The organism is Planctomycetia bacterium, from assembly GCA_034440135.1.
Classification (GTDB): domain Bacteria; phylum Planctomycetota; class Planctomycetia; order Pirellulales; family JALHLM01; genus JALHLM01.
This window is the reverse complement of record JAWXBP010000235.1, coordinates 13,022-29,974: the sequence shown is the minus strand read 5'-3', so window position 1 is coordinate 29,974 and position 16,953 is coordinate 13,022. Positions and strand designations below refer to the sequence as shown.

Sequence of the window (16,953 nt, the reverse complement as noted above, 5' to 3'; positions counted from 1 at the left end):
GCCAACGGCGCCGAGATCACACTCTCAACGACGTCGCTTCGCTAACAAACTCACCCTATTCCGGCAAATGGTCCATCGCCACCACCGGCACGTCGCCCGAGAGCGCTTCCAAGAACGCGACGAGGTCTTGGATCTCCGTTGGACCGAGGTCCAGCTTTTGAATCAAGGGACTTAAGTTCTTGTTGGGTCGCCCGCCCGCGACGAGGAACTCGACGACGTCTGGGAGCGTCCCAAGCGACCCGTCATGCATGAAAGGCGTTGTCTCTTTCACATTGCGCAGCGACGGAGTCTTGAAGGCTGCGTAGTCCGCCTCGACGTTCGTGACGCGGTACCGACCGTCGTCGGGAATGTAAAAGCCGCCGAATTCGTGCAGATATTGCCGGCCTGCGCCAAGGCCCAGGTTGTGAAACTGTTCGTCCGTGAAGTTGGGCCCGGAATGGCAATTCGAGCAGCCGGTACGGTCGCTGAAAAAGAGTTCCCTGCCGCGCTCCGCGGCCGGTGAAAACGGCGTCCGCTTCGCGCCGGCCGCGGCCTCATCGTACTGAGCTTGCTCCTCGGGCGTGAACGTTGAGCGATCACGATTCGCGAATTGCTCCAAGACGACATGATAGTCATACGCTGCGGGCCCGGTGACCAATGCGCGCTCAAAGGCGGCAATTGCCTTGGTCATGTTCAAATAGCTCACCTCGCCGTAAATCCCTTCGAACTGCATCCGATAGCCTTCGGTCGCAGAAAGCCTTTGCTCACAGTCCTCCGGGGTCGTGTTCATTTCCTGCGGATGACGAACCGGAAACTCGATTTGGTGTTCGAGCGACGCCGCGCGGCCGTCCCAGAATTGATGCGTCGACAAGATGCGATTGAGCATGGTCGGCGCGTTCTTGTGTTCCGTGAAGACCGCGGCGCGTGTGAAATGCTGCGTGGGGGCATGGCACGTCACGCAATCCAAACCTCCATCCGTGAAGCGGCTTTCGACGAACAATTGTCGCCCCAATTCGATTTTCGCCCGAGTGAGCGGATCGTTCGCCGGAATCTTCAATTCGTCACGCGATGCGCGCAACCACAGTGGCAATTCGAAATCCAGCGGTTCGTGATTCTTCGGATCGTCGAGCCAGTCGCGAATCTCTTGGATCGACAACTTCGCGCCGCCAGGAATTCCCGCGAACAACGAATTCGAACCCAACACCACGCGCCCGCCGATGCGAGTGTCCGGTGGACGCTCCGAAGCCGTCGCAACCGGCGCCGTTGGCTCTGCGGATGGCCGACTATTCGCGTACCAAGCCGCGCTCACGACCCCCAGCAACCCCAGCAGGACGCCCAATCGAGGCAACCACAGCCCCGATCGCTCGGCTGCAGCTCCAACAACGGAATCCGCCACCGCGGCGCGGGAACTCATACGCAATAGCCAGCTCGAACGTCTGGAACAGATCAGATCCTCGCCCGACCGCCTCGGGCAGTGCTCTTACCATCATACCGCGCGCGGCGGTTTCGTCACGGTTTCTCAAGCGACCGAACGGAACCTCCAAATGCCTTGGGGAGGCGTCTCCGGCGCCGATCGCGCCGCTTAACACGTTCCACTGCCCTCACTCCTTCCCTATATTGGTCCAGCGACGCCCCTCAGCCCACCAGGAACCCGGCCATGTGCCGCCTCACCGTCTTATATGGCCACCCGGCCGACCCGGCGGAGTTCGATCGCTACTACCGGGACGTCCACATCCCCATCGCCCGATCCATGCGAGGGCTCAAGGGCTGGACGATCGGCAAATGCCAATCCGCCGTACCGGGCGAGCCGCCCCCCTACTACATGATTGTCGGCCTTTACGCCGAAACGCGCGCCGCCATGGACGCCATTCTGGCCTCGCCTGAGGGGCTGGCCACGATCGCTGACGTCCCCAGGTTCGCTACCGGCGGCGTCAAGTTCCTATTTGAAGACGAGGAAGTGCTGATTCCCTTCGAGGTGAGGTAGTAGGTGAAGTAGTTAGTAGGTGGAGTAGCGGGCAGATGCTATTTCACCTACTTACTACTCCACCTACTTCCCCCCCCTACTCTCCTACACAATACAAGTGCTCCGCGGCGCGGATCAGGATCTGATCGCCTACGAGCGCCGGCGACGCGTCGACCGGTTCGCCGAGTTTATTGACGGCCAGCTCTTCCAGCGTGGCGCCGTGGCGAATGACTGTCGTCACACCATCGCGGCTGGTGAAATAGATTTTGTCGGCGGCCGCCACGGGCGAGGCGTAGATGTCGCGAATCTCCGTCAAACGCGTCGGCGGGATCAGCACCTGCCCCGTGCGCGCGTCGATCGACGACACGGCGCCGGAGCGCTCCTTGGTGAAGTAAAGTTGCCCCTTGTAGACCGTGGGCGAAGCGACGTACGGCGCGGCGTCGCGGTTGGACCAGCGAATCTGCGGCGAATCGCTGATGTCGCCTTTTGCGTCGAGCGGCATCGCGTAAATCGCGTTGCCCCGATAGCCTGTCATGCAGATGACAAAGTCGTCGATCCGCACGGGACTGGGAATCGGATTCGTGACTTGCCCGCCGCAAGACCAAAGCAATTCGCCGGACTCCAGATCGTAGCTACGCACTTGCGTGCCATTGGTGACGATCTGCGTCCGCCCCTCGAACTCCACCGGTAGCGGCGTGGCCCAGGTGGTAACTTCCTCGCGTGGTTGCTGCCAACGGATTTCACCGTCCGACGTATTGAGCGCGAAAAGCACCGAATTCTCTTCCTGATCCCAGGGCACGATCAGCGTCTCGCCCACCAAGGCTGGCGACGCCCCTTCGCCAAAGCTATTCCGCGTGCGCATGTCGCCAAGGTCTTTCCCCCAGATGACCTTCCCTTGCATATCAAGGCAGTAGGTGCCATGCGAGCCGAAGTTGGCGTAGATCCGCTTGCCATCCGTCACGGCCGACGCGGAAGCAAAGGTATTCGTCTGATGCCCGCCCTCGTTCGGCACGGCGCGATTCACCGTGGTGCGCCACAACTCGCTGCCATCCGCCAGGCTGTACGAAAGGACGATGAACTCGAACTCGTTGGTCGGCGCTGGCGAATTGCCGCGACCGCCACCTCCGCCAGGCGCGCCGGCTGGTTCCGTTGAAGGAACTTCCACCGGTGCATCCGCCGGCGTCGTACCGGTATCCACGGCGGTCAGTAAGATGATCTGCCCATCCCAAACGATCGGGCTGCCGCTCCCGCGCCCGGGTACGGGAACTTTCCAGCGAATGTTCTGCGTGTCGGTCCACTCCAACGGCGGATTCGCGCCTTCGAGCGACCCGTCGTAATTCGGCCCGCGCCAATTCGCCCAATTGTTCTCCGCCGCTTGAGCGGCTGCGAGCGGAGCAAATCCAGCGAACACGAACAACGCTAAGCGAATCGCCACAGAATCGAAACGCATGCTGGGTTCCTTGGGAGGAGAGCTACGGAATATCGAGCGGCGCCGGCTATTCTATCCCACCGATCGGGTGATCACACAACCCACCCAAAAGTTGCGGGTTCCCGGCGGGGCGGACATAATGGCTGGGATTCGCCGCCGTTTCATTTGCTCACCCATTTTGCCCGAGAAACCTATTGCCATGACACGACTGTGGACGCTACTCGTCGTATTTCTTGCCTGTTCGACAGCGGCTGTCCGAGCGGACATTTACCGCTGGGACAATGGCGAGGCGATTCCGGGAACGGAGGGGATTGTTCTTGCCAACGGAATCGACTTGTCCGATCGTCTATTGCAATACGCCGACCTCGCCGGCATTGGGGTCGGCAGTGGAAAGTTCGATCGAAGCGATTTGTCGTCAGCGAGACTCACTGGCTCGAATTTTGGCAAGTCCAGTTTTCAAGACGCCATACTGCATCAGGCTGACGTTCGACGTGCCAATTTCTACAACGCAAGTTTGTCGAATGCTGACTTGAGCGACGCTTTAATCGAGTTCGCTTCGTTTCGCGCTGTGACGCCAATGGGGTTTACGGCCCACCAACTGTATTCGACGGCCAGTTACAAGGCCAACAATTTGATTGGAGTTGAATTGGGAGAGAACGATCTGAGTGGATGGATTCTTTCTAACCAGAACCTTACCGGCGCGGACTTCAACGTTGCGACGCTCGTCAATACTAATTTTTCTAACTCTATCGTAAAGAGCGCCAACTTCAGCCGAACTACTGATCGCGGATTCACACCAGAACAGTTGTACGCGACTGCGAGCTATCAAGCACACGACCTCGGCAAGATTCGATTCGACCAAACCGATCTGTCTGGATGGAATTTCGATGATCAGGATATGTCAGGGGCGTTGCTGTATGAAGCGAACTTTACTGGCGCGAATTTGAATCGGACCAATTTTACTAAAGCCGAATTGAATTCCACGCGGTTTTGGCAAGCCTCGTTGCAGGATGCTGATTTCTCGAATGCATATGCTCCGTCGGCCCAATTTCAAGACGCCGATATGCGGCGTGCGAACCTAAGCAACGTTGATCTTGCGTCAGGCGGATTCTTTCAGGGCGCGAACCTTCATCAGGCGACTCTGCAGCGCGCACACGGACGGTTTGTTCAATTCAACAACGCCAACTTTTCCGACGCAAATCTGAAAGACGTTAAGTTTGAACTGTCGACATTCACCGGCGCAAACTTTTCTGGAGCGTCCATTCAAGGAGCTCAACTCTCCGGGGAAGGCTTAACCGCCGAAATGCTGTACTCCACCGCCAGTTATCACTCCGGTGATTTGAAGGGCCTTCGCCTTCAAGGGAATCAACAAGGCTGGAACTTCGACAACCAGGACCTCTCCGGAGGTACTATTTGGGGTAACATCCAAGGAGCTAGCTTTCGGAATGCGAAACTTCTGGGAACTGATCTCAACACCTATGAAGTCGAAGGCGCTGACTTTACGGGTGCTCGCATTGAGGGAGCAGTCATCGGCCAAGGTTGGACGGCGGCTATGGTGACCTCTACGGCAAGCTATGAACTAAGAGACCTGTCGGGCGTGCGATTCAACTACATTGATGCGCAAGGAGTAGATTTCTCAAACTTCAATCTGACTGGCACGTTGCTCGGGACTGGTAGTCTTCGCAATGCCGATTTCCGAGGCGCCAATCTTCAGTCGGCTGAGTTTGGCCAGGTCGCCTTCCTTGACGGAGCACAGTTCACCGGTGCTAAGATTCGTGGTGTAACATTCAATCGATCCACAAACGTTGGGCTGACGTTTGCCCAGGTCCAGAGTACATCCAGCTACACTCACGGTGATCTAAGCGGAGTCAAGTTCGTTGACTGTGACCTTTCGAACTGGCAGTTCGAGGGCTTCGAACTGGAGGGCGCTGAGTTTCGGCAATCGCAACTCGCAGGAGCCAACCTCAGGAATGCCAATCTGGCCGGTGCATCGTTCTACGACGCGAGGCTTTCCGGGACCATTCTCGACGGAGCGAATATTCTCGGCGCGTCCTTTGCACACACGACGGACAGACCTTTCGTTCCGGATTATGAGGACTTGACGCCCCTTGCACTCTATTCGACGGCAAGTTATCAGAAACACCAATTGATGGGCGTAAACTTTGATGACAATGACTTGCGAGGATGGAACTTCGAACAACAGAACCTCACTGGGGCGTTTTTCCGAAGTGGAGACGCACGAGGAACGGTGTTCCGCGGGGCTGTGTTGCAGAATGCTCAATTCCGGGCCACGAAGCTTAATGACGCTGATTTTCGAGGCGCCGACCTTCGTGGTGCCTTTGCCTATAGTGCGGATGGATTCAATTCTGCGACACTGACGAACGCGATTCAACCCGATGGCAAATTGTCGGACTTGATGTTGGGACCTGGCGACGAACTAGTTGTGCGCGCCTTCGCTCCAAATCCCTCGCAAGCGGATCAACCAACGCGAATCAATGCTCAGCACTCATGGACCATTGGCGACGGCGGCGAACTTCGCATCGTTCTCGATTCCGGTATCTGGAATTCCGTCATCGCTTTCGAAGCTAACATCCCCGTCCAACTCGGCGGCACGCTCGAACTCACCTTTACGCCGGACGTCGACCTCCTCTCCCAAGTCGGCCGCACGATTCGAGTCTTCGATTGGACCGGCGTCGAGCCGACTGGCGCGTTCACGGTCGCCAGCGCGTATCCCTGGGACTTGAGCGAGCTCTACACGACCGGCGAGATCACCTTCCTTTTGCCCGGCGACACCAACGGCGACCAGGCCGTGACCATCGCGGACTTGAATAACGTCCGCAACAACTTCGGCGCCGCCGGCGGGCTCGGCGACACGAACGGCGATCAGCAGATTGACATTCAAGACCTCAACAACGTCCGCAATTTCTTCGGAGCCTCGACGCCGCAAACGGTGCCGGAGCCGAGCTCGCTGTTGCTCGCCGCGCTCGTCGCCGGCGGCCTGGTCGTCCTGCGCCGCACGTAGAGGCGATCGACAATCACGCGCCGCGAGCGCCAAACCCAGGGAAGGCCTCCGGCGACTTTTCTATCGGCATTGGTCGCTGCGGGCCTTCCCTGGGCTTAACGTGCAGCGTAGCGGCTAGCTTGGCGGCCGCCGCCGTGATGGGTTTTGCCCGTAGCGCAGCAGCGGATTGAGCAGCTCGCCCCGCAGCCGCTGGCGACGTTCAATTGCGTTCAACTGCATTTGCACGCCGAACGGCAAGTGCTGCGCCGCGCGGGTTTGCACAAGCGCGCGGCGATCGAAAATCGCCGGGCGCGCTAGCAAGACGTATCCATGGTCCGTGTCGTGAGTCATGGCAAGGTCCCTCCGCGATCTTCGTCCGGTTGCATCGCACGCCGAGGTCTCCGGTATACCCGAGGATCGCGACGCCTCAACCAAAAACGACCGACTTCCTGGCAGAAGTGCGTCGCGTTCGCCGCGAAATCCGCTACGACAGTCAGACTTTCCCGGCGCGAGGCGGCGGCCCGCCCTATTCAGGCGCGCGGGGGGCCAGTAGATTACCGGCCAAGTCCTAACCCCCCCGATCGATGACGTGCCGTGCCGATTCTCTTCACCAACGAGCTGACCAAGCGCTTCGGTAATTTCACCGCCGTCGATCGCGTGTCGTTCGCCGTCGAGCGCGGCCGCATCTTCGGGCTGTTGGGTCCGAACGGTTCCGGCAAGAGCACGGTGATTCGGATGCTGTGCGGTCTCTTGCAACCAACGTCGGGCCAGGCGGAGGTCGACGGCGTCGACGTGGTCGCGCGGCCCGACGACGTCAAGCCGCGCATCGGGTACATGTCCCAGAAGTTCAGCCTGTACCGCGATCTGACCGTCGATGAGAACATGCGCTTCTACGGACAGATCTACGGCCTCAGCACGACGCGGTTGCGGCAACGTCGGTTAGATGTCACCGAGTTGACGGGCATCGGCGACTACACGGATCGACTCGCCGGCAATCTGAGCGGCGGATGGCAACAGCGATTGGCGCTAGCATGCTGCTTGTTGCACGAACCGGCCGTCGTGTTCCTCGATGAACCCACGGCGGGCATTGATCCCGTGGCGCGGCGCGAGTTGTGGGATTTGTTGTTTGAGCTCTCGGGACAAGGCACGTCGTTCCTCGTCACCACGCACTACATGGACGAAGCCGAGCGCTGCAGCGACGTCGGCTATCTGTATCTCTCCAAATTGATCGTCTGCGGCGATCCCGGCGAATTGCGCAATCTTCCCGCCGCGCGTCCGCCGGGCACGCGTTGGTTGCAAGTGGAGACCGAACACAGCACGCGGGCCTACGTGCTGTTGCGCCACGAGCCACAAGTCGTCCGCGCGACGATCTTCGGAGCGGCGCTGCATCTGCTGGTGCAAGAATCGGCCGACAACGAGGAGATCATCCGGCCGCTCCGCGCGGAAGGCATTGCGGTCAGCCGCGTTTTGAGCGTCGAACCGTCCCTGGAAGACGTGTTCGTGGCTCTCACGGAAGAAGAAGCCGAAAAGCGGCGTGCGGCCAAGGGTTAGGGGGCCAGGCCCCGGCAGAATTGCCGGCGGCGGACATTGTGCGGCATCGGTTCCGACGTGCCAAGCACCCGCCAACAAATAGAACCGCCCGGTCCACAAGGGCCGGGCGGTTCTTTCTCGTCGTTACGAAAGGAAGATGTTTGTTACATCTTCTTGGCGGACTTCTTCTTCTTCTTGGCGCCCTTCTTCTTGGTGCCCTTCTTGGCCGCCTTCTTGGCGCCCTTCTTTGCAGACTTCTTCTTGGCCACGCTTCGTCCTCCGAACAAAGTTGGCGGCGGACCTAAAAATCGCTGGCTCCTGCGGAGCCGTTCAAACTGACGATTAGGTCCAACCCGCAACAAAAAAAGTGACTTCCATTTCGTTCGTCATTCGCTTGTTGAAATCGTTCATCCGGTTGATTTCTTCAAGCAAAACGCGCTCCACTTCTGGAACGCATGTTGAGTATTTGTACGCATTCTTCGAAATTTTGCAACACGTTTTTGATCCATTTCCAAAAAATCGGAACAAAAAACGCCGATCGAAAATATCACGCACACGCCGTGAAAACGCGCGCTGCAACGCGCTGTACGTTGCGCGCGAAATGATTTCGCAGTACCGTGCTGCGCTGATGCGCGCGCTCGATGCGTTGTTCGCATGGCACGTCGATGCGCCGTCCGTTCGCGCTGTGAAGCCACTGTGACGACACTGCGCATGAGTACTTCGACGTGCGGAAAAGGCCTGTTTTTCAGGCTTCAAATCGCATTTGCTGTGATGCGATGCGGAACTAGTACATCGAGATGCGACTGCCGTCCGGAAGTACGCCGGCAGGTTGCGATGTAGTTCGCGCGAGGCCGCACATGCGCCATTGCGCGGGGCGCATGCGCTTCAATCGCCACCATGGCGCGATGCCCTTCGGCAAGACTCGCTGATGGGGCGCAGCAGCATCGAACCAATTCCCAAAAAATGTTCCCCCAAGCTGCTTCCCAGACTTCCATTCGGATGTGAATCGGATCGAAGCCATACCATGCGCCGCACGGTTCGATCCACTCAGCGTCATGGCGCGCGGCGAGTTGTTGCAGTCGATCATTCAATTCCAACGCGTCGCGGCGCATGCCCTCGAAGCTAATTGCATGCAGGGGAAAGAACACACGACTCAACAGCGCGAAGCGCCACGGCTGCAATGTCGCCAGCGCGGCCAACGGCAGACCAGTCATCGCGACGCGCGTGTCGTCGCGCGGCAATTGCGCCAGGCATGCGCCGACCCAATCGGCGATCTGCTCGGGCGGCGCGCCGTACAACAAATCATTGCCGACATCGGTGACCAGCAAACGCGTCGGGCCGGGGGGCAACGCCCGCAGCGCATCCCAAAGCCCGCACGGAGCAATGCCCGGCAACGTGCGGCCGAGCACCGTGCTGTCCTGGCCATAGGAGCGCCCATGTCCGCAGGCGATCAGGAATTCGGCGGGCTGGGAAACCGCGGCCTGGGCGAGGCGAACGACCGTCGAAATCCCGCGCGTGAGATTGCTGGCCCCGAGCAGAATCACCCTCGGACGGCCAGCGGGCGGCGTTGTCATAAGGCCTGCAAGTGCTTAATTCGCAACGACTAATGTCGATCGTGCGGGACAACTACCAGGGATTTCGCGAGCCCCACGGCGAGCGCAGCTCTTGATAGTTTTGAAAGGCCAAAAAGCCCAGCATGAGCACGGTCAACATCATGCTGCCTTGTGTGGCGTACCAGACATAAACCGCTAATCCCACGGCGGCGAGAACGGACAGCCACTGCGATTTTCGCAGCCCGTCACGATGGTCGTACCGCACTAGGAGATTGCGCGCTACCTGCCCGCCGTCGAGCGGATAAATCGGCATCAGGTTGAAGAGCCCCCAAAAGATGTTGACGTCCATCAAGAATCGCACGGCCAATTCGGCATTGAATTCTTGAATGGGCTTCCACTCGAATGGAATCCAATCCAGCACGAATTCAATCCGATGTCCGGTTGCGCCCACGACGATCATGGTTACGATCGCGAGCAAGAAACCGGCCGCTGGGCCCGCCAAGGAGATCGCGACGCGCTGCCAGGTATAGTGCGGCGCCGGGTAGTGCATCGCCAGACCGCCGAATTGGTAGAGCACGATCGACGCCTGGCCGCCGAAGTAACGCGCGGCCAACGCATGTCCCATCTCGTGAACCAAGATCGACACGAACACCACGCCCACCCAGATCACCAGAATCTGCGGCGGTAACTCACCCCCCGACCATGCCATCAGCGCGGTCATCAGCCAAAACATGGGATGCACGCGCACGGGGAAACCCAACAGGCTGAAATTCAAATCGCCCCGCGTCGGTTCCGGCTCTTGGAGAAACACGATGGATGATGCTCAAATATGAAATGGGAAACTGTCGTGGAAACACTAGGCCGTGGCGCCAGCGAGGGAGAGTTGACGCGGCTTGCAGCATCCGGTTCGCGCTCTCATCGACGTCTGTCCGCTCACGCTGGCGAGTCGGGCCAGTATAAAGCGTACTTCGCTCATTGCTTCCGGGAATTGCCGCGCATTGGCGAACCACGCCATTTCCACAGCCACTGGAAATAGGCCCAAGCGTGTCGCGCCGCATCGCGCGAGACGAGCCGCCGGCTCGCGCGTTGTTCGAAATGCACGCAGCGCGTGGCGCCATGGCACATCACGGCCCAACCGCTCTGTTGCATCCGCTGGCAGATATCTACGTCCTCGAAATACTTGCCGAATCGCGTGTCGAACGGGCCGACTTGCTCGATCGCGGCACGCCGCACAAGCATAAAGCAGCCGGAGACCCAATCGCACGCGAAGGAGGCGTCGTGCGGCCGATCGCGATACAAATATCGGTCGACCACCGCGCGCCCCAGCCCCAGGCGCCGGCCAAGCACCACGCGAGGGGTTTGCCAGCGCCGCGCGGGATGAGCGAAGCCCCCGTCGGTATGGTAGACGCCGCAGGAACTCAGCCCACATTCCGGATGGGCATCCATGAAGCGCACCATCTTCGCCAGGCACTGCTCAGCGGGATCGAACTCCATGTCAGAGTTCAGCAGCAGTACATAGGGAGACGTCGCGGCGGAGAGGATGCGGTTCAAATTCGCGGCGTAACCCAATCGCTGTGCGTTGCGCAATACGACACCTTGTTCGAACAAGGGTCGCCAGGCGTCGACGCCATCCGCCGAAGCGTTTTCCACAAGTATTAACCGCATTCGCAGGCCCGAACCGGAATCCCGCAGTTGCGGTAGCAGTTTATCCAGATACGCGCGCTCGTACGTGTAAATCAGACCGATATCGAGATCGGCGCACGCCTCGCCGGTCCGTGGAGTGGACCAACTCGCCGATGGCTCGTGCGGGAGGGCGTTAGGCCGCCGGGCGTTGGGTGGATTGGTTGGGGCGTGGAGCATGCCTGCCTAGTGTAGCGTCCGAGGCGCTGAGCGCCGTGAGGATCGTTTCGACGGTAAGGTTCCAGGATCGCGCCGCCGCCAGACGCCGGCGCGCGGCAATCAGCTTCGGGTGGAGCGTATGTGGTTGCGTCGCGGCGTCCAAGTGCCGCAGCCATTCTTGCTTCGTCTCCGCGAGCGCCACGTGGCCCAGGATCGGGCTCAACGACGCCAAGCGCGAAGCCACGACCGGTAGGCCGGCCGCGAGGTACTCGCCCAACTTCACCGGCAATGCTGCGTCGGTGAGCCGATTCTGCGCGAACGGAATCACGCCGACGTCGAAGCCCGAGAGGCGATGCGGTAGCTCCTCATACGGGACGCTGGGGCGATGTTGCACGTTGCTCAGCGAGAACAGTCGCTGCGCACCGGGAGCATGCACCGGTCCAATGAATTCCCAACGCCACTGCGGACGTTCCTGAGCTAAGGCTTCCAGCAATTCGTAATCCAGCCAATTGCCGAGCGTGCCGTGAAAGCCAATCACCTTGGCCGCGTGCTTGCGTCGCCGCTGCCAAACGCCGCGCGGCATCGCGACGGCGAAATGAGCGAAATCGACGCCGTTCGGCGCGAAGACCACGTTCTCATGCTCGGCCGCCAACTCCTGGGCCAGCGGCACGGAAGCGGCAAAAACCAGGTCGGCGCTGCGCAGCACCAGCTTCGTGGCTGCGAGAATGCGGCTCTTGTCGGGATCGGCATGAAACTCCGCGTAACGGTCCATGCAGTCGAAGATCACTCGCCGCGGCCGCGTCGCCGTCAGCAGCGTGACCGCAGCGAGGTTGGGCGCGCCGATCCAAAGTTGAAAGTCGTCGCCGCGGAGCGCCGGAATCGCGCGCAGCAATTGCGATTGCAACCAGCGCCGGTTCAGACGATCACAAAGCGGCGATCGCCACGGCAAGAAGTGGTTGTGAACGACCGTCAGGCGCGGCGGCAGGATGGTCTTACCCCGCGATCCGGGCCACAGTCGGCGCAAGTCGCCGCAGCGAAAGGAACGCATGCCGACCGGATCGACGTACGTGACGTGGTAGTGCCCGGCCAACGCCTGGGCCAATCGCTGGGGACGCTGCCAAAGAGATCGCCAGGCCACCGGCGCAAGGTAAATCAAGGATGTCATCGGTGCCGCTCCTCGGGGTGCTTTCAGGCGCTGCGCAAGTAAGGAATGGCCGTGCTCCCTTCTCAAGCGACGGCAATTCAAGTTTGACGGTCAGTTGCTCTGCCCAAAGCGGGCGGAGTGTACTGGCATTGGCTCCCGGCTTCCAAGGTCACTTGCCATTGCCGGGCGGGTGCCAAGAGCACGTTAGGCTTTACCCTGCTTGCCTTTATGACGCCGCTTGACCTTGCCGGCGCGATCCCGTCAACCTAAGCTACCGCTCCATTTGCCAGATGCCGATGACTGGATAGACCGTGAAACTGCCAGCCGGATTGCAGGGATGCCACAAACGGAACCCGCCATCGCCCCGCCGCGGGAAGCAATGGTCAACGCGATGCTCGAACCGCGCCCCGATCGGCGCGCATGGCCGCGCATGGCCTGGCGGTCCGTGGCACTCGTGTTGGTGTGCCTGCTGCCCCGAGCCGGCGTCGCGTTAAAACAGAACGTCATCTGCCGCGACGGAGTCTACTACCTGCAATTGGCCGAGGCCTTGGAACAAAGCGACTGGACGCGCGGGTTTCAGACGCTCGGTTTGAACGTCTATCCCACGCTGCTGGCGACATTCGACGCCTGGGGCCTCGACGCGCCGACTGCCGGCAAATGGTGGGGCGTGGCGATCGCCAGCTTCACGGTACTACCGCTATTTGGTTGGGTGCGTCGATTATTCAACGACCGCGTCGCCTGGACGGTCGCCATACTGTATGCCGCGCATCCCAAGCTGATCGAGTGGAGCCCCGAGCTGGTGCGCGATCCGACGTTCTGGTTCCTATGGACCGCGTCGATCTATGGCCTCGTCCGCGCCGTGATCGAAGTTCGACTCGGCTGGTTCCTACTGGCCGGCGCCGCGACCGCGTTAACGGTTCACACCCGCTTCGAAGGTTGGCTGCTCTATTTGCCGTGGGTCGGCTGGACCTGGTATCGCGCGCGGCATTTGCTGGCGGAGCGTTGGGCGCTCTCGCGTGGTGCGATGGCTGGCGTCTTGGTCTATCCCGCGCTCTTGTTGCTCGTGAACGTCACCTGGCTGCACGATTGCCCCAATTGGCAACTCGGCAGTTTTCAGCGATTGCAATACGTCCGTTGGTGGTGGCAAGGGAGCGCGCCGGGAACCGCACAGCTCGCGCCGCGCGACCGAATTGACACTGGGTGGCTGGGGACAAATGTACTCATTCGCCCCCAGATCTCTCGCGCTGGAGGCGAGCGAGTACGCTCGACCTCAGCCACCCACGTTTTTCAAGTCGCGTCGACCGCTCGCCCTGCGTTGCGGCGCGTCGCGCATCAAAGTTTGGTTCCCGCCACGGCCGAACGCGCGACGTCCCGGCAGTTCACGTTCGAGTATCTCGACGCGCTGCGGCGGGGTTTCCATCTCAGCCACGGTTTACTGGCAGCCTGGGGGATCTGGCGTTATCGACGTCTCTGGGCGCGGCCGGATTACCATGCACTGCTCGTTCCGGCCATCGCCATCTTTGCCGCGATTTGGATTCATTTCTGGTATGCCGGCGCCACGAGCAGCCGCTACGTGCTGACCGTGCTGCTGGTGGCGCTGCCATGGACGGCGCTCGGACTACTAGCCCTTTTGACGATTGCCACCGCGCAACTCAAAGCGCTCCGCCCCAACTGGAATGTTGCGCCCCGCGGCGCCTTGGCCGCTGCAATGTCCATTTGCTTCGTAACCGGCGCGGCGCGGGCGATCTCCAGCCGCGATTTGGGGACGGTGCGGGAAGCGGCGCTCGGCCAGTGGCTTGGCGATACGCTGGGTGCGGAGACGCCGGTCGCATTGGCCAAGACCATGCCCCTCTGCGCGTACTACGCCGGTCCGGCGCAACACGTCACCTGGCTAGATACGCACGACACGGCCTGGCCCGCGATGCTCCAGAATCAGGCGCTCGCCGTGGCGATTGTCGAAGCGCACGTCTGGCACGACGAATGTGCCCGTGCGTTAAACGCCGATTGGGCGCGCTTGGAAGCGAGTGATCTGCCGGCAGAGTGCCGGCCAGGAAAGTTTATTGTGTTGGTGCGTCGCACTGCCCTGAGCGCCAACTCGGCGACGGGCGCGGCGCGGACCTCGCGAGACGACGCAGCGATGCGCTTCAGAAAGGCCCCGGTAGGAAGATGATGCTGCTCGCGGGGGTCTTTGGCGTCGCCCTCCTAACCGCCGTGCTACTGACGCCCGTCGTCCGTTGGGGAGCGATTCGCACCGGCGTCGTCGACCATTCCGACGGCAAACGCAAGCTCCACGTCGCCCCGGCCCCGCTGTTGGGCGGCGTGGCCGTATATCTCGCCATTCTCGCCGGAGTGTTCGCCGCGGATCAACTGCATGGCGCTATCGCCGGCCTTGGCTGGTGGTTGGTCAGCGCGGGTTTGATCTGCGTGGTCGGCTGGTGCGACGATTTGTGGAAGTTATCGCCGCGCTGGAAGATCGTGGGACAAACCCTCGCGGCGCTGCCGGTCGTCGCCACGCAATGGCAGGCCGCCGCGGTGCAACTTGCCGGGGAACGTATCGAGCTCGGTTGGTGGGGCGCGCCGCTGCTGCTGGTTTGGTTGTTGGCCTGCATCAACGCCTTGAATTTTGTCGACGGCATCGACGGGCTGGCCACGTCCTGCGGCCTGGTCGCAGCCGCGTTCTTGGCGACGATCGCCGAAAGCCACGGTGATCAACCAACAATGCTGGCGGCGATCGCGCTATGCGGCGCGCTCGCCGGCTTCCTGGCATTTAACCTGGCCCCCGCGAGAATCTTCTTGGGCGATGCCGGCAGCATGTTGATCGGGCTCTCGCTCGCGGTGCTGTCGCTGGAAGCCTTCCGCAACGAAACGGGCGCGGCCGAGCCGGCGTCGATGTGCTTGCTGCTGGCCATTCCGCTCTTGGACCTGACGCTCGCCGTGGTTCGCCGCGTGTTGTCCGGACGACCGTTCTGGCAGGCCGATCGCTTTCACATGCATCACCGACTCCTGGAGCGCGGCTGCAGCGTGCATGAAACCACGTCGCTGCTGGCGGGCCTGGGCGTGTTGACGGGCGTGGGTGCGGCGACCATTGCCGCCACCGGTTCCGCCTGGCCGACGTGGTTGCTCGCCGGCGTCGCGTTGACACTGCTGGTCCGCGGGCGCTATCTCGCGCATCACGAGTGGCGCCTCGTCCAGCGCTTAATCGCGCGTGGGCTCGTCACCGCCGCCGCGCGCATTGGCGAGCAGAGCCTGGGCCGCGAACTGCCGAGCTACGAGGAACTCGCGGCCGCGCACGACGACGAGGTCTGGGAGCGCCTCTGCGGCGTGGTAGACGCGTGCGCCCTCGCGAACCTGGAAGTCACCGCTGGCAGGAACCAAACGCGCTGCTGGAGCGACCGCTGCGGCATTGCTTCCCAAGTCGTGCCGCTGGACTCGCACTGGGGCCTGCAACTGGACTTTCAAGGCGCCGACGCCGGCTGGTGTCACATGGAACTGCAGTTCGGGGCCCAAGCGGCTGCGCGCCCCTGGCAGTGGTTGGAAACCATGGCCGCGCTCCATCACTTCGGCCGCTACTGGGCGCACTATCCCGACCGAACTGGCGCCGGCGTAGTATCATTCAGCCCCGCGCCGCGCAAGGCCGCGTAGGGTGGTGGAATGTCGCATGTCGAAGCTCGAATGTCGCATCAAATCCGAATGACGAAGGTCGAATGAGACGTTCGTCATTCCCAGCCTTTTAGTTCCACGCGCACGATCTCTCGTTTCCATTCGGGTTCGTGGATGGCCCAGGCTTGGACGTCTTCTTGAGCGTCTGAATCGCAGGCGGACTCGCCAGTCACGTGCGCCGCTTGGCGGCCATCTCGCTGCAGCGGACTCGGCGGCGGGAGCCTGCCCGGCAGATTGCTCTTGCGCCACGTAAGTCGATCGTGGTCGTAGACGGCGATGATAATCGGTATTGCGCCTTCCAACATCCGCCGCGCGATCAACTCATGGCTCGCCGTGGCATACAAGCACTTGAGCGATATCAAATCCCAACCGGCGCGCCGTGCGTCGGCGAAGAACCAGGTAGCCGGCAAGAGCATTCGGCCGGCGAGCAAATTGGCGAGCTGTTCACGACCATGCGGCGGCAATTCATCGGCGCGGATGCCGAGCCGACGGCAAGCTTCTGACGCCAGATGTTCGCCGATCTCATGCGCCACCGACCACTGCTGCCGCTCGGCGCGCGGCTCGGGCGCCAAGAGAATCGACGTCTTGGAATGACCGCGTTGGTAGTTCAATCGCACCAGCCGTGCGCGATGAGCCACCGACGCGTCCCGCGCCACGATCAGCCCCAGCGATGACGCGAGTGCGAAAGCGTCGACGGGAGGCGCATGAATCACCGCCAGAGCAAGGTGCTCTACAACGAGCTCTTCGAGAAGCGTATTCAGTTGCTCCGGCGGAATCTCAGGCAACATCTTGTGCCTCATTGATTTGCATTGTGTACGCCTGTATACTAATCGCCGCGCGGCCAATTGCAAGATG

Annotated in this window: 14 protein-coding genes; 6 read left to right on the top strand and 8 right to left on the bottom strand. The window is 61.1% G+C overall.

Annotated elements, in window-relative coordinates; all coding sequences use genetic code 11:
- Positions 1-55 precede the first annotated feature (55 nt).
- Positions 56-1,393: a cytochrome c peroxidase gene (locus SGJ19_14040; GenBank protein MDZ4781369.1), complete on the bottom strand. Its 1,338-nt coding sequence runs from the start codon at positions 1,391-1,393 to the stop codon at positions 56-58.
- 243 nt (positions 1,394-1,636) lie between these two features.
- On the opposite strand from SGJ19_14040, the gene SGJ19_14035 reads away from it, so the two are divergent.
- Positions 1,637-1,963, top strand: a complete 327-nt coding sequence (locus tag SGJ19_14035) for an EthD family reductase (protein MDZ4781368.1) — start codon at positions 1,637-1,639, stop codon at positions 1,961-1,963.
- Positions 1,964-2,039: 76 nt separating this feature from the next.
- Here the strand turns inward: SGJ19_14035 and SGJ19_14030 are convergent, their stop codons facing one another.
- On the bottom strand, positions 2,040-3,392 hold the full coding sequence (locus tag SGJ19_14030; protein MDZ4781367.1) for a PQQ-binding-like beta-propeller repeat protein: 1,353 nt from the start codon (positions 3,390-3,392) through the stop codon (positions 2,040-2,042).
- Between the two features lie 178 nt (positions 3,393-3,570).
- Between SGJ19_14030 and SGJ19_14025 the strand changes: the two genes are divergently transcribed.
- Positions 3,571-6,393 carry a pentapeptide repeat-containing protein gene (locus tag SGJ19_14025; protein MDZ4781366.1) on the top strand — a complete coding sequence of 941 codons (2,823 nt, stop codon included), beginning with the start codon at positions 3,571-3,573 and terminating at the stop codon, positions 6,391-6,393.
- Between the two features lie 114 nt (positions 6,394-6,507).
- Here SGJ19_14025 and SGJ19_14020 read toward each other — a convergent pair whose 3' ends face one another.
- Entirely contained in the window at positions 6,508-6,723 is a 216-nt protein-coding gene (locus SGJ19_14020) for a hypothetical protein (GenBank protein ID MDZ4781365.1), read from the bottom strand.
- A 243-nt stretch (positions 6,724-6,966) separates the two neighbouring features.
- Here SGJ19_14020 and SGJ19_14015 point away from each other — a divergent pair, with 243 nt between their 5' ends.
- Positions 6,967-7,923: an ABC transporter ATP-binding protein gene (locus SGJ19_14015; GenBank protein MDZ4781364.1), complete on the top strand. Its 957-nt coding sequence runs from the start codon at positions 6,967-6,969 to the stop codon at positions 7,921-7,923.
- A 346-nt stretch (positions 7,924-8,269) separates the two neighbouring features.
- On the top strand, positions 8,270-8,602 hold the full coding sequence (locus SGJ19_14010; protein ID MDZ4781363.1) for a hypothetical protein: 333 nt from the start codon (positions 8,270-8,272) through the stop codon (positions 8,600-8,602).
- Between the two features lie 52 nt (positions 8,603-8,654).
- On the opposite strand, the gene SGJ19_14005 is transcribed toward SGJ19_14010, so the two are convergent.
- From SGJ19_14005 to SGJ19_13990, 4 genes are all read right to left on the bottom strand, one after another.
- Complete coding sequence (locus SGJ19_14005; protein MDZ4781362.1) at positions 8,655-9,476, bottom strand: hypothetical protein; 822 nt, start codon at positions 9,474-9,476, stop codon at positions 8,655-8,657.
- Positions 9,477-9,528: 52 nt separating this feature from the next.
- Positions 9,529-10,266, bottom strand: coding sequence for a site-2 protease family protein (locus tag SGJ19_14000; protein MDZ4781361.1), 738 nt, complete (start codon positions 10,264-10,266; stop codon positions 9,529-9,531).
- Positions 10,267-10,427: 161 nt separating this feature from the next.
- Positions 10,428-11,315 (bottom strand): glycosyltransferase family 2 protein, encoded by an 888-nt coding sequence (locus SGJ19_13995; protein MDZ4781360.1) that lies wholly within the window; start codon positions 11,313-11,315, stop codon positions 10,428-10,430.
- Positions 11,272-12,459 carry a glycosyltransferase gene (locus SGJ19_13990; GenBank protein ID MDZ4781359.1) on the bottom strand — a complete coding sequence of 396 codons (1,188 nt, stop codon included), beginning with the start codon at positions 12,457-12,459 and terminating at the stop codon, positions 11,272-11,274. Before SGJ19_13990 ends, SGJ19_13995 begins: the two co-directional genes overlap by 44 nt.
- A 316-nt stretch (positions 12,460-12,775) precedes the next feature.
- On the opposite strand from SGJ19_13990, the gene SGJ19_13985 reads away from it, so the two are divergent.
- Both SGJ19_13985 and SGJ19_13980 read left to right on the top strand, forming a co-directional pair.
- Positions 12,776-14,608: a glycosyltransferase family 39 protein gene (locus tag SGJ19_13985; GenBank protein MDZ4781358.1), complete on the top strand. Its 1,833-nt coding sequence runs from the start codon at positions 12,776-12,778 to the stop codon at positions 14,606-14,608.
- Positions 14,608-16,080: an MraY family glycosyltransferase gene (locus SGJ19_13980; GenBank protein MDZ4781357.1), complete on the top strand. Its 1,473-nt coding sequence runs from the start codon at positions 14,608-14,610 to the stop codon at positions 16,078-16,080. Before SGJ19_13985 ends, SGJ19_13980 begins: the two co-directional genes overlap by 1 nt.
- A 74-nt stretch (positions 16,081-16,154) precedes the next feature.
- Here SGJ19_13980 and SGJ19_13975 read toward each other — a convergent pair whose 3' ends face one another.
- A complete protein-coding gene (locus SGJ19_13975) occupies positions 16,155-16,886 on the bottom strand; it encodes an ImmA/IrrE family metallo-endopeptidase (GenBank protein ID MDZ4781356.1) in 732 nt (243 codons plus the stop codon).
- Positions 16,887-16,953 lie beyond the last annotated feature (67 nt).

Excerpts from the sequence above, each read along its gene's own strand:
- SGJ19_14025 (MDZ4781366.1), top strand. The coding sequence starts at position 3,571 with ATGACACGACTGTGGACGCTACTCGTCGTATTTCTTGCCTGTTCGACA.
- SGJ19_13990 (MDZ4781359.1), bottom strand. The coding sequence starts at position 12,459 with ATGACATCCTTGATTTACCTTGCGCCGGTGGCCTGGCGATCTCTTTGG.
- SGJ19_14040 (MDZ4781369.1), bottom strand. The coding sequence starts at position 1,393 with ATGAGTTCCCGCGCCGCGGTGGCGGATTCCGTTGTTGGAGCTGCAGCC.
- SGJ19_13995 (MDZ4781360.1), bottom strand. The coding sequence starts at position 11,315 with ATGCTCCACGCCCCAACCAATCCACCCAACGCCCGGCGGCCTAACGCC.
- SGJ19_14035 (MDZ4781368.1), top strand. The coding sequence starts at position 1,637 with ATGTGCCGCCTCACCGTCTTATATGGCCACCCGGCCGACCCGGCGGAG.
- SGJ19_13985 (MDZ4781358.1), top strand. The coding sequence starts at position 12,776 with ATGCCACAAACGGAACCCGCCATCGCCCCGCCGCGGGAAGCAATGGTC.
- SGJ19_13980 (MDZ4781357.1), top strand. The coding sequence starts at position 14,608 with ATGCTGCTCGCGGGGGTCTTTGGCGTCGCCCTCCTAACCGCCGTGCTA.
- SGJ19_14030 (MDZ4781367.1), bottom strand. The coding sequence starts at position 3,392 with ATGCGTTTCGATTCTGTGGCGATTCGCTTAGCGTTGTTCGTGTTCGCT.
- SGJ19_14020 (MDZ4781365.1), bottom strand. The coding sequence starts at position 6,723 with ATGACTCACGACACGGACCATGGATACGTCTTGCTAGCGCGCCCGGCG.
- SGJ19_14005 (MDZ4781362.1), bottom strand. The coding sequence starts at position 9,476 with ATGACAACGCCGCCCGCTGGCCGTCCGAGGGTGATTCTGCTCGGGGCC.
- SGJ19_13975 (MDZ4781356.1), bottom strand. The coding sequence starts at position 16,886 with ATGTTGCCTGAGATTCCGCCGGAGCAACTGAATACGCTTCTCGAAGAG.